Genomic DNA, 24,998 nt, shown 5'->3' with positions numbered 1-24,998 from the left:
CGCCAAGCCGAGGGACGAACCACAAAGGAGATCCGCCGGTGCGTGAAACGCTACCTCGCCCGGCGGATCTACCGAACCCTCAACGCCCCAAACCCCGGCCCTTGCCACACTTGACAACCATAGAAGGATCCCCGCGTTGCTTTTAAAGGGCGACGCTAGGCCTTCACAACATCAAGCTCGACGACGGCCCAGGACAATGCGGGCAGCGTCAGCCGAAGCTCCGAACCAGTCGCCTTGACGCCTTCCAGCGGCTTCAGACCGACGCGGCCCTGCTGGTCCTGGGTGTTGGTGGTGAACCTGTCGCCGCCCTCGGGGATCTCCAGGACTTCGGCGCGGAGCACCTGGCGGGCGTCGAAGCCGCGCAGGGCAACCTCGACGTCGGCAGCTTCTTCCAGCCCGCGGTTCGCGAAGAACAGGGCCAGCCGGCCCGTTTCCTCGTTCCACGTGGCGCTGACATCTACAAGGTCAGTGTCCCCGAAGCGGTTGTTCGAGTACTTGTCCGAGTCCACCGAAAGCCGCAGGATCTGGCCCTTGGCGAGCTCAGCCATCCGGGCGAACGGGTGGAAAATGGTCTGCTTCCAGGCCGGTCCGTTCTCTTCCGACAGGATGGGCGCGATGACGTTGACCAGTTGCGCCTGGTTGGCGATCTTGACGCGGTCGCCATGGCGGAGCAGCGAGTTGAGCAGGGTGCCCACCACCACGGCATCCGTCACGTTGTACTTGTCCTCGATGATGCGCGGGTGCTCGCGCCAGCCCGCCTTGATCACGTTGTGAGGCTGGTCCTCAGTGTCCAGGCCGCGCTGGTACCAGACGTTCCATTCGTCGAAGGACAGGTTGATGTGTTTCTTGTGCTTGCCCTTGGCGCGAACGGCGTCCGCGGTGGCGATCACTGACTCGATGAAGTAGTCGGTGTCGACGGCGGATGCCAGGAAGCTGCCGACGTCACCTTCGTGCTCGTAGTAGTAGGCATGGAGGGAAACGTAATCCACCTCGTCGTAGGTGTGTGTCAGGACGGTCTGCTCCCAAGCGCCGAACGTCGGCATCCGGGAGTTGGAACTGCCGCATGCAACAAGCTCAATGTCTGGGTCCACGAAGCGCATGGCCTTGGCCGCTTCCTGGGCTAGGCGCCCGTATTCGTCGGCGGTCTTGTGGCCGATCTGCCACGGCCCATCCATCTCGTTGCCGAGGCACCACAGCTTGATATCGAACGGGTCCTTGTGGCCGTTCTTGGCGCGGAGATCGGACCAGTAGCTGCCGCCGGGGTGGTTGGCGTACTCCACGATCTCGCGGGCAGCATCCACTCCCCTGGTGCCCAGGTTGATGGCTTCCATGATTTCCGTACCGGCCTGCTTGGACCAATCCACGAACTCGTGCAGGCCGAAAGCATTCGTTTCCACCGTGTGCCAGGCACCGTCCAGGCGGCGGGGCCTGGTTTCGCGGGGGCCGATCCCGTCCTCCCAGTTATAGCCGGAGACGAAGTTGCCGCCGGGGTACCGGATAACAGTGGCGCCAAGTTCCTTGACCAGCTTCAGGACGTCCTGGCGGAAGCCGTTCTCGTCGGCCTCAGGGTGTCCGGGTTCGTAGATACCGCTGTACACACAGCGGCCCATGTGCTCCACAAAGGAGCCGAAGAGGCGTCGGGGTACCTCGCCGATGGTGAAATCGCGATCGAGGGTGATGCGTGCGCGGGACATGTATCTCCTTGGTTGTGTTCTCAAACAGTTGGTAGGCGAAGGTGCCGGATCAGGTTCCGGCGAGTCCCGTCGTCGCGACGCCCTTGATGATCTGGCGTTGGAAGAACAGGAAGACGACGATGAGCGGCAAAGCTGCCAACAAGGCGGACGCCATGTTCTGTGCGTACTGGACTCCGTAAGCACTCTTGATGGTTTGCAGACCTACGGGGAGGGTCAGCAGGGAGTCGTCGTTGGTGGAGATGAAGGGCCACAGGAAGTTGTTCCACGCACCGATGAACACGAAGATCGCGACGGCGGCCAGGATGGGCCGGGACAACGGCAGGATGATCTGCAGGAAGATCCGGAGGCGACTGGCACCGTCCATTACTGCCGCTTCTTCAAGCTCATGCGGGATCTGGTCGAAGAACTTTTTGAGGACAAACACCATGGCGGGGTGAATCACCTGCGGCAGGATGATGGCCCATGAGGTATCGATCATTTTGAACGCGAGCATTTGGTAAAAGAGCGGAATCATCAGCACAGGTGGCGGGACAATGATGGCTGCGATGATCACGATCATCAGGACCTTCTTGCCTTTGAACTCGATCCTGGAGAGTGCGTAAGCCATGAGAGCCGAGATCACCAGTGTGATTACCGTGATGGCCGCGGAGGTGTAGAGCGAGTTCCACGTCCAGAGCGGGATGTTCCCGGCTTGGAACACATTGACGAAGGCATCGAAGGTAAAGCCCGACGGCGGAAACCAGCTGACCTTAGACGCTGACGCATCCGCTTCGGACTTGAACGCAGTAACCGTTGCCCAGGCAAATGGGATCAGCCATAGAACAGCGATCAAAGCGGCGACGACGACTGCTGCGACCCTGCCGACGGTCAGCTTCTTGCGCGGCTGGCGGATCTTCAGGGCGGTGATGGGCGCGGCTGGGGTCGAACGGGTGAGGGTAGGGGTTGCCATGGCTATGCGCTCCTGCGGCGGGTGATGACGAACTGCAGCGCGGAAACCAGCACAATCAGCCCGAAGAAAATGTAGGAGATAGCTGCGGAATACCCCAGCCGGTATCCGGTGAACCCGGTTTCGAAGATGTACTGGACCACGGGACGGGTAGATCCGCCCGGACCCCCGGCTGTCATCTGGTAAATCTGGTCAAAGACCTTCAGGGAAGCCAGGATCTGGAGCAACACGATCATTACGGTGGTGGGCGTGAGCTGCGGCAGAGTGATGGAGAAGAATTGCCGCCAAGGGCCGGCACCATCCAGTGACGCTGCCTCATAGTGCTGGACGGGGATGTTCTGCATTGCCGCCAGGTAGAGAAGGAAATTGAAGCCCACCGTCCACCAGAGTGTCGCGATCACGATTGACCACATGGCCACATTGGGATCGTTCAGCCACCCGACTTTTGGTATTCCGAACTTTGACAGGAAATCGTTGATCAAACCCAGTTGCGGGTTGTACATCCAGACGAAGAACAACGAGACAACGGTGGAAGCCAACAGGAACGGTGCAAAGTAGGAAAGCCGCCATAGCCACTGGGCTGGAAGGCCGATATTCAGGAGCGCCGCCATCACCAAGGCAACCAGCACCAGTGGGACAGTGCTGATGACTGTGAAGTACAGGGTGTTGCCCAATGAACGCCACATGCCGGCATCGGCAAAGGCTTCAGCGTAGTTTGCAAAGCCGATAAGGCTGTCGTTGGCGCCTGTCAGGGATTTGCCCGTGAGACTCATGTAGAAGCCGTACAGAATGGGCCAAACGAGGAAGACGAGGAAGAACACCAGGAACGGGGTTGCGAAGGCCCATCCGTTCAGGTTGTCCCTGCTTCTTCGCAGAGATAGCCCGGCCTTGCCTGGGCTGGGTGTTGTCCGTGGTTGGCTGGTCTGCCGGGACAGTGTAGAGGAACTCATGAAGGACTCCTTTGTCGCTCGGTGCGCTGGTACCGGTCAGACCGGGTTGGGCCGGGATAGAAGGTCGTTGGTGCGGGCCACGAAGCCATCCCACCCTGTGCTTGCTTTGTCGCGCCCCAGAAGCACGTTCTGGATGTGCTCGGCAAAGTAGGTCTGCCAGTCCGATCCCGAGCCGCTGAACCAGGATTCGGGATCGTAGGCGATGATGTCCGCCGCGTTGGCGTAGTGGATCTGCGGCGTGAGCTTCCCGTAGTCCGGCGATTGAACCACCGGCTGGTACGCCGGGATATGGCCGGCCTCGGCCCACAACAGCGAACCCTTCAGAACGTCACTGACGAACTTGTACGCATCCTTCCGTTTCTCTTCGTCTACCGCGAGCTGCCGCGGGAGGACGAAGGAATGCGAGTCGGCGTAGGAGGCCGGTGTCCCATAAAGAGTGGGGATGGTGGCGGCGTCAACCGGCAACTTTGCTTTCTTCATGGTGGGCAGTTCCCAGCCTCCACTGAAGAGCATTCCCGAATCGCCACGGACGAATTCTGCGATACCGGTGTTGATGTCGCCGCTCTTGGCCGCGATGGTGTCGTCGAAGAGCGAGGCCATGAACTCCAGCGATTCGATGGCAGCGTCCCTATCCGCCTCCATCTTCCGGCCGGGCGTGAGGACAATTTCCGCTCCGTGCTGCTTGTAGAGCGTGTAGAACAGTCGCCACATCTGCGAGCCCAGGTTCAGGTAACCAAAGGACAATCCGTGGGCCTTGGTGATCTTTTGCATCTCCAGTGCCATGGCCTTGAACTCAACGGGCGAACTGACCTCCTGCAACTGGCCATTACTTTCCAGGAGCCCGGCTTTACCGGCGACGTCCGTGTTGTAGAACATGATGAACGGGTGAGAGTCCAGCGCGATGGAGAAAACCTTCCCATCTTGCTGGCCCTTTTCCCAGATGCGCGGCGCGAAGTTCTCCGGCGTGATGCCATTCTCCGCGAGCAGCCCCAGATCCCATGGCTCTATGAGGCCGCCCGGGGCATACCCCGGAACCCGGCTGGCATGCATGATGGCTACCTCAGGAGGTCGTCCCCCGGCAGATGCCATGGCCAGCTTGGTGTAATATGGCGGGCCCCAGGCCAACACGGTGGGGTGCACCTTGAAGCCGGGATTGGCTTGATTGGCATTGGCGATCATCGCTTGCATTTTGGTACCGTCGCCGCCGGACAAGAGATGCCAGAAGTTGATCTCCCTGACGCCGGTGGCTTGGGCCGCACCTCCACAGCCTGTGAGGCTGGTGGCCAGAAGCCCGCCTCCGAGGAGGGCCGATCCCGTCAATAACTGTCTCCGGGACAACTGTTTCCCGGTCAAAGATTCAAACTGCTTCACCCGTCACTCCTTTGGAAGGGTCCGCTGAAAAGGACACAACTGCTGCGCAAATCCGGCTTCGGTGCATCTCCACTGCCGGGTAAAAGGGTGGCCCGGGGGTGACGCGGCTCTCACATTACATCGTTGTAATATCTGAGGCAAGAGAAATTGTTAGCGCGCACACTTAAATTTCAAAGGCCGCTTAGCCCGTGCTGTCCCGCTCTACAATGGTGTAGTCCACCGTGACGACGCGTTGTCCGTGGCCCCTGTCCGCCATGCGCTCAGTGAGCAGGCGCAGTGCTTCGGTGGCGATGGTCCGCTTGTCGAAAGATACGGTGGTCAGCGAGGGAACGGCGTAGCGTCCATCCATGACGTCGTCGAAACCGGCCACCGCAATATCATCAGGGATGCGGACGCCCCTCTTCCACAGCGTATTGAGGGCACCAATGGCCAGCGAATCCGTGAAGCAGAACAAAGCCTCCGGCAGCGGGTTGGAATCCAGATAGCGGGTCAGTGATTCGGCTGCAGCTCCAGGCGTCCAAGGCGAGCAGGAAATCAGCAGGGATTCATCCAGGGGGATCCCGAGGATCTGGAGTGCAGCCTTGTAACCCTGTCTGCGTTGAATCGACGTGGCAGACTGCCTGGTCTTGTTTATGCCCAGTACGGCGATACGCCGGCGCCCGGATTTGGCCAAGGCAAGCGTCATATCCCGGGCAGCTGCGAAACTATCCACGTAAACCCGGTCCGCAAGCTCCTGGGTCACTTCGCCCAACAGCACGACGGGAGGCAAGGCCACCCCAACCTTGACGGCACTTTCATCCAGCACCACCGGATTGAGAATGAGCCCATCGATGAGGTTGGAGCGCGCGCGGGTCATCAACTCCTGCTCGCGCTGCGGGTCCGAACCGGTTTCCTCGATCTGGACGCTCCAGCCTTGCTCGTGGGCTACTTCCACAATGCTCTGCGCTATCTCAGCGGAGAACGGGGTGGCCAGGTCCGGCAAGGCCAACGCGATGACACCGGAGCGGCCGTTGCGGAGTCCGCGGGCGGAAAGGTTGGGAACGTAATCCAGCTCCTGCATTGCCTGCTCAACCCTGAGCCGCGTTGGAGCGCTGACCGGCACGATTCCGTTCATGACGTTCGAGACGGTTTTCGGCGACACTCCCGCGCGGCGTGCCACATCCTTGACCGTTGCCCGCAACAGTCCCCCTTGTGAATTTAGTGTCCGGGTGAAGTTCGAGTCCGGTTCCCACGATGTTACGCGAGTTTGCCCATGCGCAATGGCTCGAGGAAGGCCTCCAAGGGCGCCAGGTGTACGCCAGTTGGCAGGACTTGGTGACACATCATTGTAAAGTGTCTATATGCCCAGGATCACGGCCGCCACGAATGCTGCCCAACGCGCCGAGACCCAACGCCGTATTCTGACCGCCTTTGGCGAGCTCCTCTTTACCCATGGCCTGCCCGGCCTCACCATGACGGACGTCGCGCGCCACGCAGGTGTTGGCCGCACTGCCGTTTACAACTACTACGCAGACATGGAGCAACTGCTCATTGCGTACGCGCTGGATGAAACCGAGCGCTTCATCGTGGACCTTCGCGAATCGCTTGCAGCTCTTGATAACCCGGTGGACCGGCTGGCCCTCTACGTCCGCGCCCAGGTAGAGGACCTCAGCCGCCGCCACCTTCCACCAGGGCCAGCGATGGCCGCTGTCCTTTCCCCGGCTTCGTTCGCGAAGCTCGCTGATCATGTGGGCGACCTCAACGTCCTCCTCCAGGACATCCTGACTGAAGGCGTCCAGCAGGGCTACCTCCCGGACACGGATGTCGCCCAGTTGGCGCGGCTCATCCACGGCACACTCTCAGCCAGCGCCGCACGACGCAACCGAACGCCCGACGGCGAGACTCCCCCGCCTGCCCCAGCCTCCGACGTCGAGCTCCAGACAGCGCAAACGGTGCGGTTCATCCAGCTAGGTGCGGGAGCGCAGTTCGACGAGGCAGGTAAGCCCATCCGCGTGGATGGTGCAGTCCCTGACACCCTGGCCGGCTAACGCCAGAGCAACAGGGCGGCGACACCCAAATCAGGGCATCGCCCACCACTTTGCGTGGCGAAAATCAGCCTACGCGTCGTCAGCCCGGCCTACTGTCCCGGCCTACTGCCCCGCCCTACTGAGCCGGGCGGGTGGGGATGATCGGCCATCGGGAAGTATCCGCAATCCTCAGGTCCTCACGCGGACAGCTGAGCTTGCCGGGAGTCTGATCCACGAGCTGCGGTTCCACCAAGCCCTGAAAGCCCCGAGTGAGGACTACGTCCACTGATTCGTCTTCGCGGTTGTCCTGGAAGTAGTCCGTTCCTGCCAAATTCCGCTGGATGTTGAATGCAGCTGCCTGGCCTTTGACTCCTGAAACCACCACGCCGATCCCCGAGTAGGCAGTATCACTGTTGTCCACGGATAGGACTTTGTGCCCCCGTGCTTTGAACTCGTCGGCAACAGTAGTTGCCAGGCCTGCACGCGATGTGGCGTTGAAGACGTTGATATTCACGGTTTCGTTCGGCACGTAATCGAACGTGGTGGTGGGGCAAAGGCTGGTGGGCGCCTTGCTGGCGATCGCCGTCGGAATCCTGATGACGCCGTTCATGATGGCCCAGGCGCCGATTGCTCCGGCCGCTATGACACCAACCAGCAGGACAAGAACGATGGCGTGGAAGACCCGGCGCCGGAAGCGGCTGCGTTGGGCACGTGCGTCCTCGGCGAAAGTGGCACGAAGCTCCGGTCCGGTCACCACATGGTGCCCGTGCAACTGCGTCACATCTTTGGGACGCTTGCGCTGCCTAGCCATCGATCACCAGCACGCGTGCGTGGATGGCCGTCCTCTGGTGGAGCGCGGTGCGGACCGCCCGATGCAGCCCATCTTCGAGGTACATCACGCCCTGGTACTGAACCACGTGCGGGAACAAATCCCCAAAAAACGTTGAATCTTCTGCCAGCAACGCCTCCAGATCAAGGGTGCGCTTGGTGGTCACAAGTTCATCGAGGCGAACGGGCCGCGGTGGAAGGGCAGCCCAGTCACGGGGCGCGGAATATCCATGGTCAGGGTACGGGCGTCCCTCGCCCACAGCTTTGAAGATCACCCTGCAAGCCTATGGAAGTTGGTGCGCTAACGGAACTTGTGACCCCCGGCACACGCAGGTTGTGGCCAAACGGTGACTATCCGAACGTCTGGCGTCACAGCTGTGATGCACACCTCGGGGACTGACAGAATAGGGGCATGACTCAATCGCTCCAAGGTACCGACCGGACCGCTGCCCACACGGCCCCAGCCCTCGCGCTGCTGCTGGACGTCGACGGCCCCATCGCCAGCCCTGTGACGCGCGACGTCAAGCCGGATATCATCGCAGACCTCGTGGCGCTGGCTTCGGCCGGCATCCCCGTCATCTTCAACACAGGCCGCTCGGATGCCTTCATCAGCGAACAGGTCATGGGGCCGATGATCGCTGCTGGAATGCCAGCCGACACCATCATCCACGCCATCTGCGAAAAGGGCGCCGTGTGGTTCAGCTACACCGCCGCCGGCCCTGGCCCCATCCACGTGGACCACGAGCTCGCCGTGCCCAAGGCATATGGGGATGACATCCGCAGGCTCGTTGCCGAGGACTACTCCGCGCATATGTTCTTCGATGAGACCAAGCGTGCCATGGTCTCCGTTGAGCAGCACGTTGAAGTGGCCAGCGAAGATTACCTGGCCGAGCAAAAACTCTTCGACGCCGATGCCCTGAACATCATGGGCCGCCACGGCCTGAACGCAGCCATCCTGGACCACCACGCCCCTGAGTCCGATGACACCGTGGACTACCGACTGGACCCCACCATCATTTCCACGGACATCGAATCCGTCCGCTTGGGCAAGGACCTTGGCGCCAGCCGGGCAGTGGAATTGTTGGCCGCCCAGGGAATCACCCCACTCTCCTGGCGCACCGTAGGAGATTCCCGTACGGACTACGCCATGGCAGACTGGCTTCACCACAACGACCACGACGTGAAGCACGTGGACGTCCGGCCCGCAGACGGCGTTCCGGTGAAGCCTTACACCATTCTTACCGCCGCTGACCTCGAGCTGGCGGACGACGTCATTCACGACGACGCAGGCGGAGCCTTCCTGCGCAGCTGGCGCGACGCCCTCGCCATCTAGACTCCAGCATTCCCAGAAACGACTCACAACAGTAACGACTCACAACAGTACGGAGAAAAGCCATCACGCAAGCACAGGTCGATCCGATTTACCACGGCAGCCCCACCGTAGAGGAAGATGCGATCGCCGAGGCGGTCTCACCTGCCGTCGTTGCCCACCTGAAGCACAGGTCCGACGTCGTCCGTCACCGCGGGCGATACGCCCTCCTTAACGGCGACCTCACGCCCCAACAGGCCATGGTTGCGGACCTCCTGGCCATCCGCGCTGCCTTGGACGCAGCCGGCGTGGACTTCATCCTGGTGCGTGGCAACGATGAAAGGCCGGTCATCGCCGTCGACTGGGAGTCGCGCAAGGACGTGCGCGAGGCCCTGGTTGCTGCCTTCCGCAATGAGCCGTTCTACTCCATGACCGTCGATGCCAAGAAGAAAACCTCGGTCCTGGTGGCAGATGGCGAACTCTCGGCCAACCGGAAGGCACGGATCTTCCGCCTGTACCGGCCCAGGGTGGAGCTCGGCGGCGGGCTTTGGTATGGCCCTGCCCTTGGTGTCCAGCTGGAACTGTGGAGGTTCGAAGGCGACCGCCTTGAACTCCCCGTGGAGAATTCCCTGACCCGGCGCACCATGCTGCGCCAGGACGCCGTTCGCGGTACCGTGCAGCGCCACGGCCTCACCTGGCCGACCATCGAGAACATGTTCGCTGACCATGCAAGCGACATCGACTTCGACATCGACATCGTCTTCTCGTGGGTGGATGGCAGCGACCCCGAATACATCGCCAGGAGGCGCGCCCAGCAGGCTGGGGCTGTCCTCGGCGAGGGCGACGACCATGAGGCACGCTTCCGGCAGATCAACGAGCTGAAGTATGCACTGCGCTCGGTACACATGTTTGCACCGTGGATCCGCAGGATCTTCATCGCCACCGATTCGCCGGCCCCGGCGTGGTTGGCCGACCACCCCTCGGTGACGATCGTGCGCAGCGAAGAGTTCTTCGCCGATCCGTCAGTGTTGCCCACCCACAACTCGCAAGCCGTGGAGTGCCAGCTGCACCATATCGAGGGATTGTCCGAGCACTTCCTCTACTCCAACGACGACATGTTCTTCGGCCGTCCCGTTGGCCCTGACATGTTCTTCACGCCCGGAGGAATCACCAAGTTCATCGAGGCTGACACCCGTATTGGCCTGGGAGAGAACGACGCCGAACGGAGCGGCTTCGAGAACGCTGCGCGCGTCAACCGCAAGCTGCTGTGGGAACGCTTCGGACGGATCACCACCAGGCACCTGGAACACACGGCCGCTCCCCTGCGCCGGAGCGTGGTGGCCCAGATGGAGAAGGAATTTCCCGCCGAGTTCGCGAAGACAGCCGGCAGCCGGTTCCGGGCCGCCGACAACATTTCAGTGACCAACTCGTTCTACCACTACTACGCACTGCTCACCGGCCACGCCGTTACGCAGACCAGCGCCAAGGTCAGGTATGTGGACTCCACCATGTGGGCCGGACTGCACTACCTGCCCAAGCTGCTCGCAAAGCGCCACATGGACTTCTTCTGCCTGAATGACGGCAGTTTCCCCGAAGTCGAGGCGAATGAACGAGCAGACTTGGTGACCGACTTCCTGGAGAAGTACTTCCCGGTCAAGGCACCTTGGGAGAAGTAAAGCCACCGGGAGAAACAAGCGGAAGCGAGGAGGTGTGCGTGCCCGGCGACGTGTGGGCCCCCACCCGGGACTCGTGCGGAATGCGGATGCCGGCCGCCCCCAGCCGCCGCTGAACCTCGGCTGCATCCAAGGGCTCGCCAACTGTGACGCCACCGGACATCGGAACCACGGAATGCACGATCGTGTGCTCGTAGACGTGGATCATGTTGTACGACTGCGCTCCGTCACGTCCGCGCTGTCCGCCGGCACGCACCCCCAGGTCCTGGGTATAGCAGGTAGCTGAGGCGACCGATACCGGGATGCCGGCGAAGCTCGCCGTCGTCGAGTWGTGCAGGTGGCCACCCAGGATGGTGCGGACGTCTGTGTTACGGACGACGGCGGCCAGGGCGGCCTGGCCGCGCAACTCCACCAACACGGCCAGGTCCTGGACGCACGGGACCGGCGGATGGTGAAGGGCAAGTATGGTGCCGTCCGGGGCGGGAGTGGCCAACTCTTCAGCCAGCCACTGAAGCTGGGATTCGGACAACTCGCCATGGTGGTGTCCGGGGACCGTGGTGTCCAGGGTGATGATCCGAAGCCCGTTGACGAAGTAGCTGCGGTCCACAGGATCCTGCGGCCGGCTCGCTACGGAGGCATCCAGGAAGGCGGAACGGAAGTTCGCGCGGTTGTCGTGGTTGCCCATGGCCCAGATGGCCTTCGCTCCGAGCGCATCGCATACAGGCTCAATCATTTCGCGGAGACGTTTGTAGGCTCGGAACTCGCCCTTGTCCGCAAGGTCTCCGGTGAAGATGATGGCCTCTGGCTTGATCCTGGAGGCAATGATCTGATCGCAGATCTCCTGGAGCCTGGCAGCGCTGTCAACAGAACCATGAAGTGTGTCTGGACCGGCCACCAAGTGAAGATCGCTCAAGTGCAAAAGCACATGACCTGGTTTGGGGTACTCGGCCTCGATGAGCTCCATAGCTGCCTTAGCGTTTGGTGGGAGACGGCGTCTCCCGTGTCATTCCAGTACTTCCAATCCAACCAGACAACAAGCCAACAAGAGGCCAACTGCCGGCGGAATGTTGGAAAATTTCTTTCTCCTTTTCGAATTCGAGGACTCTTATGACAAAGCCTTTTCAACGGCGTCAACCAGTTCCTGCGCGTCAGGTTCAACCGTTGAGGGGAACCGTGCAACCAGCTCGCCGTCACGGTTTATGACGAACTTCTCAAAGTTCCACTTGACCTTGACCGGCTGCCCGGACTCATCCCGGGTCAGTTCGGCAAACAACGGATGCTGCTCTTTGCCCAGGACGTTGGCCTTGCTGGTGAGCGGGAAGGAGACGCCAAAGTTGCGTTCGCAGAACTCCGCGATTTCCTCGTCGGCGCCGGGCTCCTGGCCGCCGAACTGGTTGCAGGGGACGCCAAGTACTTCCAGGCCGTCCTCGCGGTACTTTCCGTAGAGTTCTTCAAGGCCCGCGTACTGGCGCGTGAAGCCGCATTCGGAGGCCACGTTCACCACCAGCACCGCTTTCCCTTCAAAGCGTCCGAAGTCTGCTTCAGAGCCATCGTTGAAGGTGAGGGGAATGCTGTACAGGGTTCTCATGTGATCGCTTCCTGACGACGTCGTCTGGCGGGATTGCCGCCATCGAGCTTACGGGAGCTGCCGCAGCCATGAAACCTAGGGGTACCTACGCTCCCTGGCTTATGACGCGGGAAGGATGAGCGAAGACAACGGCACGATCACGCCGTCCGGCCGCTGGACCTTGTCCGGGCCAATGAGGATGTATCCAGGCGGAAGAACCACTGCCGGAGGCGTTGACGGAAGCACTGCCGCGGGGCTGGGCACGGGGGCCGCCGGCACGGGAGCCACGGGCGCCACGGTTTGAGTGACCACGGCCGGGGCGGGAGCAGCCACCACGGGCGCCGGTGCTACAACTACCGGCGCTGGCGCAACTACCACGGGGGCTGGTGTAACAGCCACCGGTGCGGGCGCAGGGGCTACTGGAGCAGGGGCCGGATTCACGGGCGCTGCGGGAGCAACCGGCGCCACGGGCTCGACGACGGCGGGCGGGGTGGCGGTGCTGGGAACCACCGGCGACGTGCTGGGCACAGTAGTAGTTGTGCCAGGTGTTGTCGTGCCAGGCGTCGTCGTGACAGGCATCGTTGTGGTGGGCGTCGGTGTGGAAGTCGCCGTCGGGCTTGGCGTTGCCGTCGCGGTCGGTGTCGCTGTAGCCGTTGGCGTAGGCGTTGCCGTCCCTGTCGGGGTTGGCGTTGCCGTGGCCGTCGGAGTCGGTGTGACGGTTTGCGTAGGCGGCGGTGTAGTGCCCGAAGTGGCGGGTGGTGCCTGCGTGACAGGCGGCGTCGTGCCCGAGGTGCCCGGCTGTGTGATCACCGGCGGAGCAACGCTCTCTTCGTGGTCGCCACCTATGACGGCCCGGTTGCTGCTATCTGACACTGGCACGGCCCACTGCGGCGAGGCAGAGACGCCTGTTCCAACTCCAGGCTGGTAGTTCACCATGGTGATGTTCTGCAGGGGATCGATCTGCCGGAGGGGCAGGTAGATCCAGCCGTTGGGGTTGGTGTGCAGGCCGTTCACGATCGTCTCAAAGTGCAGGTGGCAGCCAGTGGACCATCCGGTGGTCCCTACTTGGGCGATGACTTCTCCGACGCGCACGGACTGGCCCAGCGTCACACCAATCGCTTGCAGGTGGTTGTACGTGGTGACAAGGCCATTGCCGTGTTCAATCTCAACACGGTTGCCGCCACCCCAAAGGTGCCAACCGACGGCCTTGACCACTCCGGCGTCGGCGGCGTAGACGCGTGTACCGCAGGCTGCGGCGTAATCCTGGCCCCAGTGGAACTCGCCGGGAAGTCCGGTCAGCGGACTGTAGCGGTAGCCGTACGGAGAACTCGGGTTGAGGACTTCCAGCGGCGCGTAAAGGCTGCCGGTTGGTGGACGCGACAAGCCTGACGAAGCGACCGTCAGGCCGGACGATCCGTCCTTGGCCACTGTCCGGACGAGTGCGCGGTCGAAGTAGACCGTGGGCGTGCCAGCCTCTTGGGCCGGCGGCTCAGGCATGGTGTCGATCACTGTTGTTTCGGCTTCTGGCGGCACTAGGCTGCCAAGCGAGAAAGGTCCAACAACGCCTTGCGCCACAGAACCATCCACGGAGCCGGTAGAGACGGAATTCAGGGGTTGGAAACCAAAAGCGAAAAAGGCTACGGCTGCCAGGATTCCGGCGATGAGCATGCGACGAAAAACGTCGGTGCGCACCAAGTCTACATATCGGTAAGATTCACTATGCTTGCCCACAAGAACACTCCCCAAAGCCAGCGGCACCAAACCCCAGCCTGGCGTGCAAGCACCATTGTTGCGGGAATCAAAATGAAAATAAAGGCTTTCCGGCCCCAGTGAAGCGCAGGGTTTCCTCAGTTTTTGCTCAAGGGATCTTGAGATTCGGGGAGGACGCCTTAGCCGAGGTTTTCCTTGAGCAGTGCACGGTGTTCCACCGCGGCGGATTCGTGCAAGGCGCGGCCGGCTTCTGTGAGTTCAAGAAACAGGGAGCGACGATCATCGGCGCACGTTTGGCGAGAGACCAGCCCTGCTTTTTCCAGCCTGTCCACAACCTTGGACACGGCGCTTTGGGTCATGGGGGTGCGCTCCCCCAAAGACTTCATGCGGCAAGCGGCGTCAGTGCTTTCGGCCACGAGGTCCAGGATTTCGAACTCGTTCAAGCCGATATCGAACTTGGCCTCCAAGGCGCGGTCAATGGCTCCTGCGGTGCGGAAGTAGGAGTCCTGAATGCTTCGCCACTGCTCAACGAGCTGGCGGTCACGCGTCGTTGCCATGCCCCGATTCTAGTCCATTCCGCCATTAGAATCCACGTCATAATATTCTGCGTCATATTCCTTGTCATTCAATGACGCGTCATATAGCTTGGTGGCATGACATCACCCACCACCCTTCAAAGATCCGCCGAGACCGTGGTTGCAGCCGTACGTTGGACGCGCGCCCAGTGGCTGTTGCTGATGGTTGTCTGCACCGTCCTCGCCCTGGACGGGCTGGATGTTTCCATGGTTGGCGTGGCCCTGCCTTCCATCGGACATGAACTCAACCTCGGAACCGATTCCCTCCAGTGGATCGTCTCCGCCTACGTCCTGGGTTACGGAAGCCTCCTGCTCCTGGGCGGCCGACTCGCGGACCTTCTGGGCCGCCGTCGCATATTCCTCATCGCCTTGGCGGTGTTCGCCGCAGCCTCACTCCTCGGTGGCCTCGTGGATGATCCCGCCATCCTGATCGCCACCCGGTTCGTTAAGGGCCTCGCGGCAGCGTTCACCGCGCCAACAGGTTTCTCGATCATCACCACTAACTTCGCCGAGGGCCGCGAGCGCAACAAGGCCCTCTCCATCTTCACCACGTTCGGCGCCAGCGGCTTCTCATTGGGCCTTGTGGTCGGTGGACTGATGACCAGCCTGAGCTGGCGGTGGACGTTCCTGGTGTCCGTGCCGATCGCCGTGGCCGTTGTCCTGCTGGGCATGAAGTTCATTCCTAAAGACAAGCCGTCCGCAGAAAACAGCGGGCATGACATCTGGGGTGCCGTGACGCTCGCGCTGGGCATGCTCGGCCTCGTCTATACGCTGGTTTCAGCGCCGGAGCAGGGCTGGGGATCTGCGGCAACTATCGCCGGATTCGCAGTATCTGCGGCGGTCCTTGCGGCCTTCGCGGTGATCGAGAACAAGGTCAAGCACCCGCTGATCCGCTTCGGCATCCTCAAGGAAGGCTGGGTGGCCCGGGCCAACCTCAGTGCAGTGGGGCTTTTCGGTTCCTACCTGAGTTTCCAGTTCATCGTCACCATGTTCTTGCAGTCGGTACTCGGTTGGACGCCTTTGGGCATGGCTTTGGCCCTGCTGCCCGCCGGATTGCTGGTGGCCACGAGTGCACCTTTTGCTGACCGGCTGATCGAGAAGTTCGGTGCCACACAGCTGATCCTCACGGGCCTCACGGCACTTGGCTTGGGCTACGTCCTGTTCCTCCGGGTGGGCACCACGCCCAACTACGCCTTGGACATCCTGCCCTCGGTGATCCTGCTGGGCATCGGATTCGCTCTGGCCTTCCCGTCCATCAACGTTCAGGCCACCACAGGCATCAAGGACTCTGAGCAAGGCCTGGCTGCCGGTTTGATCCAAACCAGCACCCAAGTGGGGGCAGCACTGGTCCTGGCAGTCACCACCGCTTTGGTGAGCGGACACGGAAAGGCGGCTGGAACCGTCAGCGCCCAGGCCATGCTGGAACAGTACCGCCCGGGCCTCATCCTCAGTGCCGCCGTCGCCATCGCGGCCCTGCTGGTGGCAGCAGCACCGTCAAGGCGCCGCATCCGCTCCTAGTGCGTGTACGGCTCCTGCCCTTTCGACCGCCTCCGCAGGGCAGGAGCTGTACACAAATTGCTCTGTACAGGTTCCGCGAAGAGCGGTCTCATGGGATGCATGAGGAATTACCTCACCGAGTACAGGTACGAACTTCAACGCACTTTCACGGGAACGGCCGGAACGCCACCCGAGTGGGTGCCGCGCCTGGCGGAAGGGAACGACGCCGGATATCACCTTCCCGGCTCGGCCGTCTGGGCGGTGCATGGCTCCATGGCCACTATTGTGGCCGGAATCAGGGTCCTGCTGATGCAGTCCCTGCATCCCGGCGCGCTTGCGGGTGTTTACGAGCACTCCGGCTTCAAGGAAGATCCTCTGGGCCGGCTGGCCAGTACCGTGCGCTGGATTTTCACGGTCACGTACGGCTCCAAGGAAGCTGCTGAGGCAGCAACGTACCGTGTCCGGAAAATCCACGAGCACGTCCGGGGAAGCTACGTGGACGGCACCGGAGCGTACCGCCCCTACGCCGCCAATGATCCCGAACTGCTCCGCTGGGTCCATGTCACCTACGCGGATTCCTTCCTTACTGCCAACCGCATCTGGGGCCATCCGATACCCGGCGGCCCGGATGCCTACGTCCGGGAGTGGGCGCAGGCCGGCCGGCTCATGGGCGTGGAGGATCCGCCGCTCACCGAAGCCCAGGTGCGCCAGGAACTGGAAGCGTGGTACGTCTCCGGGATCTTGCGCTCGGATGAGCGGCTGGCAGAAACCATTGCCTTCATACGCCGCCCACCCCTGAGCCCACTCCTTCAGCCGGGCTACCGGATCCTGTTCGCTGCCGCCGTCGCAAGCCTTGAACCCAAGTATCGGGACATGCTCGGTCTGCGACCTGCCCGCCTGGGTCCGATCCCCCTGCCTGCCATCACCACCGCCCGCATTGTTCTGGGCATGGTCAGGCTGGCCCTGGGCTCACATGGTCCCAGCGAACTCGCAGCGCGACGGCGGCTGCAGAGGCTGGGATATGCGGTTTAAGGCCCAGTCTCGAAAGAAGCCCAAAGGAAGCCCGCACACAGGTGCGGGCTTCTTTTTTTGAACCAATTGTTTCTTAATGCACTACAGGCGTTGACTAGTGAGCAACCTCACAGTTACAGTTACGGCACCCCAAATGGTCGAATAGCGGCCGGTCTACCCAGCTTTCGAATGCTTTGATGAAGGGCGCGCGCAACCCGCCGTCCTCAAGCTTCGGGAGCCTTCTTCACGATGTAACCCCCAGCACACGCCCGTCTCCCCCATGGCTCGTCTCCTTGAAGCGAGCCTGGACGTTGGCGTACATGAGAGGCAATACGAGCCATGACAGATTTCCGTTCAGCCGCTTTTGACCGCAGGCAAATCCTCAAGGCAGCGGCACTGGCGCCGTTTGCCGGATTGGCACTATCCGGCTGCAGCTCCAAGCCGGCCGAAAGTGCCGCTGCCAACAAGACCGTCACAGTCACTTCCTACGGTGGTTCCTACAACGACCAGTTGACCCAGACCATCCTGGATCCCTTTGCGAAACAGACAGGTATCCAGCCGACTCTTCTGGCCAATACGAGCCTGGCATCCCTCAAAGCGCAGGTGCAATCCGGCGATGTGCAGTGGGACCTGGTGGAAATCACAGCACCGGAGTACGAAACGGCCGTTGCCGAAGGACTGCTGGAAAAGTTCGACTACGACATCATCAGCGACAAGGGTCTTCCCGGCTATGCCAAGGCCGAGTACGGCATCAAGTACCTAAGCTTCCTTTTCGTCATGGCATGGGACCAGAACGCCATTCCGGATGTGCAGGCACCCAAGGATTGGGCGCAATTCTTCGACCAGGACAAGTTCAGCGGAAAGCGCTCCGTATACAACCAGTTATCCGATAGCTCCGTCCTTGAAGCAGCCCTTCTGGCTGACGGTGTGCCGTTCGACAAGATCTACCCCCTTGATGTTGACCGGGCGCTGCGGGTCCTGGGCCACCATCCCGGAAAAGATCGTCTCCTTTATCACTCGGCCAATCAGGAGCCCATCCAGCAGCTCACGTCAGGCGAGGTGGCCCTGTCAACGAGCTTCAACAATCGGGTCAACGCTGCCCGCAAGGACGGAGCGAAACTGAACTTCTCCGCCGAGAACGCGGTCCTGGCCGGCGACTATTTTGTGGTCCCCAAGGGGGCAAAGAACAAGGAAGCCGCTTTCAAGCTGATGAACTTCATGTCCAACGACGCAGAAGCCGGAGCTGCCTTCGACACGGTCACCAACTTGACCCTGGCGAACACGCCCGCGCTGTCCAAGCTGCCTAAGGAAGAGGCGGACACACTGCCCACCAGTCCGCTGCTGGCAGACAAAATCCTCATTCGGGATGACAAATGGTGGTCCCAGAACCTGAAGAAGACCGAGCAGCAATTCAAGCTGTGGCAGGCCAGCTGACATGAGCGTCGTAACTTCTGAAAGAAGCCAGGCGAGAGGCCGCGGGACTCCGACGCCGGATCACGCGAAGCCGCGCCGGCGAAGAAGCGGGTGGTGGCTGCTCCTGGCGCCTGTTCTTGCTTTCGACGTCGTACTCTTCCTCACCCCTCTCGGGAAGTTGGTTGGCTCAAGCTTTTCCGGCAACGCCTATCAGCGCGTGCTCGAGGATCCCCTGGTACTGCGTTCGCTGGCGAACACCCTTACCATCAGCCTGGCATCCACCCTGGTTACCGTTGGACTTGGCTATGTCATTGCCCTTGTCCTCTGGCGTGCCGGGAACATTTTGCGGGTAGTCCTCTTCGCCGTCGTGTTGCTGCCGTTCTGGACCGGCATCCTGGTGAAGAACTTCGCGTGGGCGGTTCTGCTGCAGGACAACGGCATCATCAATGCCTTCCTGCAGGGCATTGGCCTGACCGATGCGCCCATCGAGTTGCTCCATAACCGCTTCGCCGTCATCGTCGGCATGGTTCACTGCCTGCTGCCTTACGCGGTCTTCCCGATCTTTTCTTCACTGATGTCCATCGACGAGCGCCTCGGATTGGCGGCACGATCACTCGGCGCCAGGGAAGGATCCGTGTTCCGTCACATCACCCTCCCGCTCAGCGCTCCGGGCGTCTCGGCCGCCGGGCTCCTGGTCTTCATCATGAGCACCGGGTTCTTCATCACCCCCGTGGTCATGGGTGGGCCAGGCGACATGATGATCGCCAACCAGATCGACTATTACGCCCGACAGTTGACCGACTTCCCAGGCGCCGCAGCCCTTGCCGTGATCCTTACAGCCTTGGTCAGTGTCCTGGTTGCCGCCTACCAGCGGGTCCTCAAGGCCGGAGGCCAGCATGAAGACAACTAATCCACAACACCGCCTGATTCCCTTGCTTTCGCTGCCAGTCTTCCTCTTCCTGGTGATTCCTACCCTCATTGTGGTTCCCGTAGCCCTCAATGACAGCCGCTACATCACGTTTCCGCCGGAAGGCTTGTCCTTCGCTGCGGTGGCCGGCTTCTTCGCCGACGCCGCATGGACTTCCGCATTGGGCGCCAGCCTTCAGTCAGCGGGCATTGCCGTGGTGATCGGCGTCGTCGTTGGTTCGACCGCGGCCATCGCACTTCATGGCCGGACCTTTCCGGGGAAGTCCGCGGTGATGGGGTTAATACTGGCCCCGATGATCGTGCCCACCGTGGTGCTTGCCCTTGCCTTCTATCAGTTCTTCATCTCCGTTGGCATGGTGGGCAGCATCATTCCCATCGGCTTGGCGCACGCCGTCATCGCTACGCCCTATGTGTACCTCACAACGCGTGCCAGCCTTGCCGGGCTCAACCCCGCCTTGGTGAGATCGGCCCAGAGCCTCGGAGCGGGCACGCTGTCCGTGTTCCGGCATGTGTATCTCCCCGTTATCCTCCCGGGCCTGGTCTCCGGAGCGCTATTCGCCTTCTCGGTATCCATCGATGAAACCGTGATGTCCCTGTTCATGCAGTCGCCCAGTGCCACCACCTTGCCAGTGAAGATGTTCACGGACATCCAGTTCAACCTGACTCCCAAGATCGCGGTCTCCTCCGCGCTGTTGGTCACCGTGGCCACCATTGGGCTGCTCCTCCAAGTCATGTTCGTCCTCAAGCGCCGATCGACCTCCCGGATGATGCCTCTGGCAGTGTCCGCCCAAACCTAAAGGAACAATGATGACCGCATCAATGACTTCCACCACCACCCCTCCAGAGGCAGCCACGCAATCGAAGGGTCTTCTCGAGCTCAGGCAGGTCCGCAAAAGCTACGCTGAGTTCGTCGCCGTCGACCAGTTGGACCTCACTGTCCAGCCCGGCGAATTTGTCACTCTCCTGGGACCCAGCGGATCGGGCAAAACCACCACCATGATGATGGTGGCCGGGTTCGAAGAACATACCTCCGGCTCCGTCCTGATTGACGGGCAGCCAGTAGACACGCTGCCCCCACGGGAACGGAACCTGGGCGTCGTCTTCCAGAATTACGCCCTCTTTCCGCACATGACCGCCCTCGAAAACGTGGAATTCGCGCTCCGCATGAGAAAGGCGCCGGCGGTGGAACGGCGCAAGCGGGCCAACGAAGCACTGAAGCGTGTGGGGCTCGGCGCGTTGGGTGACCGCAAGCCGCGGCAGCTCTCCGGAGGCCAGCAGCAGCGCGTTGCGCTCGCCCGGGCCCTCGTGTTCAACCCTGCGGCGCTTCTCCTGGATGAGCCCATGGCAGCGCTGGACAAGAGGCTCCGCGAACAGATGCAGGAGGAGATCAAGACCCTTCAGAAGAGCCTGGGCATCTCCGTGCTGTTCGTCACCCACGATCAGGAAGAAGCAATGGCGATGTCGGACAGGATCGTGGTGATGAAAGACGGCCGGATTGTCCAATCAGGACCGCCGGAAGAGGTCTACAACCACCCCCTTACCGACTGGGTCGCCGGCTTCCTTGGCGACACCAACCTGATTCCATGCACGGTGCTGGAGCGCAACGGCAAGGAGGCCACCGTGGATTTGGGTGGATTGGGAGTGGCACGCGTGAGGGACCAGGGCGCTATGGGTGCGGACTACGCGGTATCGATTCGCCCGGAGCACCTCAAGCTCAGTTCAACGCCTCCTGCAGGTGGGGGGTGCGGAGCTGTTATTACGTCCTCCACCAACCTTGGCGCCACACTCCGGCACCGGCTCACTGCGGGAGGTCACGAATTGATGCTGCGGGAGATGAGTTCAGAGGCGGGCACCCGCTCAGCGAGCGACACCCTTTGGGTTGGCTGGGACCCGGACAAGGCACAGTTGTTGGTCTTGGAGTCCTAAGGCGCCAACGAAGACAGCCGGGCAGGACGTCGTTATCGATGTCCTGCCCGGCTGTTTGTTCAGCTCGGGCTGTTGGGGGCCTTAGATCAGGTGGTCCGAGAGGTGGTTCGGGGTACCGAAGCGGTGCGCCGTAATGGACACGGCCTGCTCACGGAGGAACGGCAGCATCTCGATGCGGCCGGCCTGCGTCACGTCACCGTGGTAGACGGCAACATCCGGGCGGCCACCCATGGCTGCGCTCAGCGCGGCAAAGTCGCCACCAATCAGGCGGATCCGGCCGGCGTCGAACTTTGCTGCACGAGCCAGCCACGCGGCGTCATCCTCGACCCGGACGCTGACGCCCAGGTTCGCGAACACATTCACCACAGCATCTTCAAGCACGACGGCGGAGCTCACCTTGACGGCCGAGCCCGCCACTGCGCCGGCTGCTACTACGCGGAGCAGCTCAGCGAGCCGCTCACCTTCGGAGAGGCGGACCGTGACCGGGATCGGGCGGTAGCGGAACACGTTGCGCTCTGCCGAGAGCGCCGAGACGTCCTTGTGACTGCCGAATTCGGATTCCCAGGCGGCGGCGTCGCTGAAGAGTGACTGCTGGAGGGTCTGGAGCTCCCCGGCCGTCACGTCAGCGGACTTTGCAGCTGCAAGCACCTGGGCTGCCGCACCCTGAAGCACCATGCCACGCTTGGCCTTGGCTTCGGCGGGGAGCCAGCTGCCCAGACCAATGAGGTAGTTCGGTCCGCCGGCCTTGGTTCCAGCGCCAACGGCCGACTTCTTCCAGCCACCGAACGGCTGGCGCTGGACGATCGCGCCGGTGATGCCGCGGTTCACGTACAGGTTTCCGGCTTGGATAGTGTCCAACCAGACGCCCATTTCAGCGGAGTCCAGGGAGTGCAGGCCGGCCGTGAGGCCGTACTCGATCTCGTTCTGGATGGCGATGGCTTCCTCGAGGGTCTCAGCAGTCATCACACCAAGGACCGGGCCGAAGAACTCGGTGAGGTGGAAGTACGAGCCACGCTTGACGCCCGAACGGATGCCCGGGGACCACAGGCGGCCTGACTCGTCCAGGCGCTCAGGCTTGATGGCCCAGGTTTCGCCGTCGCCCAGCGTGGTGAGGGCATTAAGGAGTTTGCCGTTGGCCGGTTCGATGATCGGGCCCATCTGCGTGGTGGCATTCTCCGGGTAGCCGACGGTCAGCGAGCGGGCCGCGTCGATCAGCTGGTTGTGGAAACGGGCACTCTTCGCGACCGAGCCCACCAGGATCACCAGCGACGCGGCCGAGCACTTCTGGCCGGCATGGCCGAAGGCCGAGTACACGACGTCCTTCGCGGCCAGGTCCAGGTCCGCGCTCGGGGTCACGATGATGGCGTTCTTGCCGGACGTTTCCGCGAGCAGCGGCAGGTCCTGGCGGAACGAGCGGAACAGCTCAGCGGTTTCGTAGCCACCGGTGAGGATGACGCGGTCAACGCTCGGGTGCGAGACCAGCTGGGTGCCGAGTTCCCGCTCTTCAAGCTGCACGAGCGCCAGGACTTCACGCGGCACACCGGCTTCCCAGAGCGCATCCACCATGACGGAACCGGAGCGGCGGGCCTGCTTTGCGGGCTTAATCACGACGGCGGAACCTGAGGCGAGCGCTGCCAGGGTCGAGCCTGCGGGGATCGCCACCGGGAAGTTCCACGGCGGGGTCACGACGGTGAGGTTGGCTGGGACGAACGTGGCGCCGTCGACCGTTTCCAGGTCCTTGGCGCGCTCGGCGTAGTAGTGCGCGAAGTCGATTGCTTCGCTGACCTCGGGGTCGCCTTGGTCAATGGTCTTGCCGGTTTCGGAGGCCATGACCTCCAGGAGCTCTGCGCGGCGGGCTTCGAGGACGTCGCCGGCGCGGTGCAGGATTGCTGCGCGTTCGGCTGCCGGGCGGGCGCCCCAGGCCTTGCCGTGATCCACGGCGGTGGCGATGATGCGATCCAGTTCGGTGGCGTCGGAGACCTTGGTGGATTCCACGATTTTGTTGCCGGCAGTGGAACCGGGGATGCGCTTGAGGATGTCGCGGCCCCAGGCGCGGTTTGCCGGGAGCGCCGGATCTGTGTCTGGGGTGTTGCGGAAGCCCTCAAGCGGGGCCGGTTCGGATGGCAAGCGGCGGTCCTGCTTGCGGTTGGGGCCCGGAACCTTGTCCGTCATGCCGGCCAGGGAGTTCAGGAAGCGCTGCTGCTCACGCTTGAACAGGGCTTCGTTTTCACTGAGCTCGAAGACCGCCGACATGAAGTTTTCCTGGCTGGCACCCTCTTCGAGCCGGCGGATCAGGTACGCGATGGCGACGTCGAACTCGCCCGGGTGGACCACCGGTGTGTAGAGCAGGAGGCTGCCGACGTCCTTGCGGACAGCCGTGGCCTGGCCGGTTGCCATGCCCAGGAGCATCTCAAATTCGATGCCCTTGGTAACGCCGCGCTGCTTGGCGAGCAGCCACGCGAAGGCAACATCGAAGAGGTTGTGTCCCGCGACGCCAATGCGGACGGCGTCGATGTGCTCCGGGGTGAGGGCGTAGTTGATGACGTTCTTGTAGCTGGTGTCCGAGTCCTGCTTGCTGCCCCACGTCGCCAGCGGCCAATCGTGCAGGGAAGCTTCTACCTGTTCCATGGGCAGGTTGGCGCCTTTGACGACGCGGACCTTGATGGGTGCACCGCCCTGTGCGCGGCGGGCAGCGGCCCACTCCTGCAGTTCGTGCATGGCACCGAGCGCATCCGGGAGGTACGCCTGGAGCACGATACCGGCCTCGAGGTTCTTGAACTCCGGCATGTCCAGGATCCGCTTGAACACGGCAATGGTCATGCTGAGGTCCTTGTACTCCTCCATGTCCAGGTTGATGAACTTGGGCTTGGGGAAAGACGCGGCCAGGCGGTACAGCGGAGTGAGCTTCTCCACCACGTGATCGACGGCTTCGTCGAAGGCCCACGGGGAGTGCGGCGCCACGGTGGAGGATTCCTTGATGGAGACGTAGTCAACGTCATCGCGTGCCAGGAGCTTGAGCGTGCCATCCAGGCGGCGCTGGGCTTCGTGCTCACCGAGGACAGCCTCGCCTAGGAGATTTACGTTGAGGTGCACGCCGTCCTGGCGGATCTTCGCGATGGCCGGACCCAGCTTGGCATCCGTGGCGTCCACAATCAGGTGGCCCACCATCTCGCGGAGCACGCGGCGAGCGATCGGAATGACCACTTGCGGGAGGATCGGAGCCATCACGCCACCTACACGGACAGCGCTGCGCATGTACCAGGGGAGGAACTTGGGCACCTTCGGGGCCAGCTCGGCGAGCTTGCGGCCGGCGACCGACAGATCCTCAGGGCGGATGACGCCGTCGACGAATCCGACCGTGAAGTCAAGGCCATTCGGGTCCTTCAAGACGCCAGCGAGGCGCTGGGCGGACACGTCCACAGGAATTTTGCTGGCTTCGGTAAGCCAGTGGCGGACCAACGCGATGGCTTCCTGTGCCAGTGCATCGAACTGCCCGGAATCCTGGGTGCGCGGGGCGGCGGCAACCGGGAGGGTGCTGGTCATGGGGGCTCCTTTTGGGACGGAGAAGTTTGTTTGTTTCCATCAGTATGGATCT

21 protein-coding genes are annotated in these 24,998 nt (G+C 62.1%); 9 read left to right on the top strand and 12 right to left on the bottom strand.

What is annotated here, in order from left to right; translation table 11 throughout:
* Nucleotides 1–155: 155 nt before the first annotated feature.
* The 5 genes from arfA to AB4Y87_RS10805 all read right to left on the bottom strand — a co-directional run bounded on the left by arfA (nt 156) and on the right by AB4Y87_RS10805 (nt 6,141).
* A complete protein-coding gene (gene arfA, locus AB4Y87_RS10825) occupies nt 156–1,694 on the bottom strand; it encodes an arabinosylfuranosidase ArfA (RefSeq protein WP_442004342.1) in 1,539 nt (512 codons plus the stop codon).
* 49 nt (nt 1,695–1,743) lie between these two features.
* A complete protein-coding gene (locus AB4Y87_RS10820) occupies nt 1,744–2,643 on the bottom strand; it encodes a carbohydrate ABC transporter permease (protein WP_442004341.1) in 900 nt (299 codons plus the stop codon).
* A gap of 2 nt (nt 2,644–2,645) precedes the next feature.
* Entirely contained in the window at nt 2,646–3,590 is a 945-nt protein-coding gene (locus AB4Y87_RS10815; protein ID WP_442004340.1) for a carbohydrate ABC transporter permease, read from the bottom strand.
* 36 nt (nt 3,591–3,626) lie between these two features.
* Complete coding sequence (locus tag AB4Y87_RS10810) at nt 3,627–4,961, bottom strand: extracellular solute-binding protein (RefSeq protein WP_442004339.1); 1,335 nt, start codon at nt 4,959–4,961, stop codon at nt 3,627–3,629.
* 181 nt (nt 4,962–5,142) lie between these two features.
* Nucleotides 5,143–6,141: a LacI family DNA-binding transcriptional regulator gene (locus AB4Y87_RS10805; protein WP_442004338.1), complete on the bottom strand. Its 999-nt coding sequence runs from the start codon at nt 6,139–6,141 to the stop codon at nt 5,143–5,145.
* Between the two features lie 160 nt (nt 6,142–6,301).
* Between AB4Y87_RS10805 and AB4Y87_RS10800 the strand changes: the two genes are divergently transcribed.
* Nucleotides 6,302–6,988, top strand: a complete 687-nt coding sequence (locus tag AB4Y87_RS10800; protein WP_442004337.1) for a TetR/AcrR family transcriptional regulator — start codon at nt 6,302–6,304, stop codon at nt 6,986–6,988.
* A 115-nt stretch (nt 6,989–7,103) separates the two neighbouring features.
* Here AB4Y87_RS10800 and AB4Y87_RS10795 read toward each other — a convergent pair whose 3' ends face one another.
* Both AB4Y87_RS10795 and AB4Y87_RS10790 read right to left on the bottom strand, forming a co-directional pair.
* Nucleotides 7,104–7,778 carry a LytR C-terminal domain-containing protein gene (locus AB4Y87_RS10795; RefSeq protein WP_442004336.1) on the bottom strand — a complete coding sequence of 225 codons (675 nt, stop codon included), beginning with the start codon at nt 7,776–7,778 and terminating at the stop codon, nt 7,104–7,106.
* Nucleotides 7,771–8,070: a type II toxin-antitoxin system VapB family antitoxin gene (locus tag AB4Y87_RS10790; protein ID WP_021471645.1), complete on the bottom strand. Its 300-nt coding sequence runs from the start codon at nt 8,068–8,070 to the stop codon at nt 7,771–7,773. The genes AB4Y87_RS10795 and AB4Y87_RS10790 overlap by 8 nt, the downstream gene beginning before the upstream one ends.
* Before the next feature lie 137 nt (nt 8,071–8,207).
* Here AB4Y87_RS10790 and AB4Y87_RS10785 point away from each other — a divergent pair, with 137 nt between their 5' ends.
* Together AB4Y87_RS10785 and AB4Y87_RS10780 are read left to right on the top strand one after the other, a co-directional pair.
* On the top strand, nt 8,208–9,128 hold the full coding sequence (locus AB4Y87_RS10785; RefSeq protein WP_442004335.1) for a hypothetical protein: 921 nt from the start codon (nt 8,208–8,210) through the stop codon (nt 9,126–9,128).
* Between the two features lie 122 nt (nt 9,129–9,250).
* Nucleotides 9,251–10,780 (top strand): stealth family protein, encoded by a 1,530-nt coding sequence (locus AB4Y87_RS10780; protein ID WP_442004349.1) that lies wholly within the window; start codon nt 9,251–9,253, stop codon nt 10,778–10,780.
* Here the strand turns inward: AB4Y87_RS10780 and AB4Y87_RS10775 are convergent.
* The 4 genes from AB4Y87_RS10775 to AB4Y87_RS10760 all read right to left on the bottom strand — a co-directional run bounded on the left by AB4Y87_RS10775 (nt 10,758) and on the right by AB4Y87_RS10760 (nt 14,611).
* A complete protein-coding gene (locus AB4Y87_RS10775) occupies nt 10,758–11,741 on the bottom strand; it encodes a phosphodiesterase (protein WP_442004334.1) in 984 nt (327 codons plus the stop codon). The genes AB4Y87_RS10780 and AB4Y87_RS10775 overlap by 23 nt on opposite strands.
* A gap of 141 nt (nt 11,742–11,882) precedes the next feature.
* A complete protein-coding gene (locus AB4Y87_RS10770) occupies nt 11,883–12,365 on the bottom strand; it encodes a glutathione peroxidase (RefSeq protein ID WP_442004333.1) in 483 nt (160 codons plus the stop codon).
* A gap of 99 nt (nt 12,366–12,464) precedes the next feature.
* On the bottom strand, nt 12,465–14,036 hold the full coding sequence (locus AB4Y87_RS10765; protein ID WP_442004332.1) for a M23 family metallopeptidase: 1,572 nt from the start codon (nt 14,034–14,036) through the stop codon (nt 12,465–12,467).
* Nucleotides 14,037–14,233: 197 nt separating this feature from the next.
* Nucleotides 14,234–14,611 (bottom strand): MarR family transcriptional regulator, encoded by a 378-nt coding sequence (locus AB4Y87_RS10760; protein WP_442004331.1) that lies wholly within the window; start codon nt 14,609–14,611, stop codon nt 14,234–14,236.
* A 96-nt stretch (nt 14,612–14,707) separates the two neighbouring features.
* Between AB4Y87_RS10760 and AB4Y87_RS10755 the strand changes: the two genes are divergently transcribed.
* The 6 genes from AB4Y87_RS10755 (at nt 14,708) to AB4Y87_RS10730 (ending at nt 21,403) form a co-directional block, all read left to right on the top strand.
* Nucleotides 14,708–16,147, top strand: a complete 1,440-nt coding sequence (locus AB4Y87_RS10755; RefSeq protein WP_442004330.1) for an MFS transporter — start codon at nt 14,708–14,710, stop codon at nt 16,145–16,147.
* Nucleotides 16,148–16,237: 90 nt separating this feature from the next.
* Complete coding sequence (locus AB4Y87_RS10750) at nt 16,238–17,158, top strand: oxygenase MpaB family protein (protein ID WP_442004329.1); 921 nt, start codon at nt 16,238–16,240, stop codon at nt 17,156–17,158.
* A gap of 318 nt (nt 17,159–17,476) precedes the next feature.
* A complete protein-coding gene (locus AB4Y87_RS10745; protein ID WP_442004328.1) occupies nt 17,477–18,571 on the top strand; it encodes an extracellular solute-binding protein in 1,095 nt (364 codons plus the stop codon).
* A gap of 1 nt (nt 18,572) precedes the next feature.
* Nucleotides 18,573–19,460 carry an ABC transporter permease subunit gene (locus AB4Y87_RS10740; protein WP_442004327.1) on the top strand — a complete coding sequence of 296 codons (888 nt, stop codon included), beginning with the start codon at nt 18,573–18,575 and terminating at the stop codon, nt 19,458–19,460.
* Complete coding sequence (locus tag AB4Y87_RS10735) at nt 19,447–20,274, top strand: ABC transporter permease (RefSeq protein ID WP_442004326.1); 828 nt, start codon at nt 19,447–19,449, stop codon at nt 20,272–20,274. The genes AB4Y87_RS10740 and AB4Y87_RS10735 overlap by 14 nt, the downstream gene beginning before the upstream one ends.
* Before the next feature lie 7 nt (nt 20,275–20,281).
* Nucleotides 20,282–21,403, top strand: a complete 1,122-nt coding sequence (locus tag AB4Y87_RS10730) for an ABC transporter ATP-binding protein (RefSeq protein WP_442004325.1) — start codon at nt 20,282–20,284, stop codon at nt 21,401–21,403.
* 81 nt (nt 21,404–21,484) lie between these two features.
* On the opposite strand, the gene AB4Y87_RS10725 is transcribed toward AB4Y87_RS10730, so the two are convergent.
* Complete coding sequence (locus AB4Y87_RS10725; protein ID WP_442004324.1) at nt 21,485–24,946, bottom strand: bifunctional proline dehydrogenase/L-glutamate gamma-semialdehyde dehydrogenase; 3,462 nt, start codon at nt 24,944–24,946, stop codon at nt 21,485–21,487.
* Nucleotides 24,947–24,998 lie beyond the last annotated feature (52 nt).

The sequence above is a fragment of the Paenarthrobacter sp. RAF54_2 genome (assembly GCF_052113945.1).
Taxonomy (GTDB): domain Bacteria; phylum Actinomycetota; class Actinomycetes; order Actinomycetales; family Micrococcaceae; genus Arthrobacter.
This window is presented reverse-complemented; position numbering and strand designations above follow the sequence as displayed.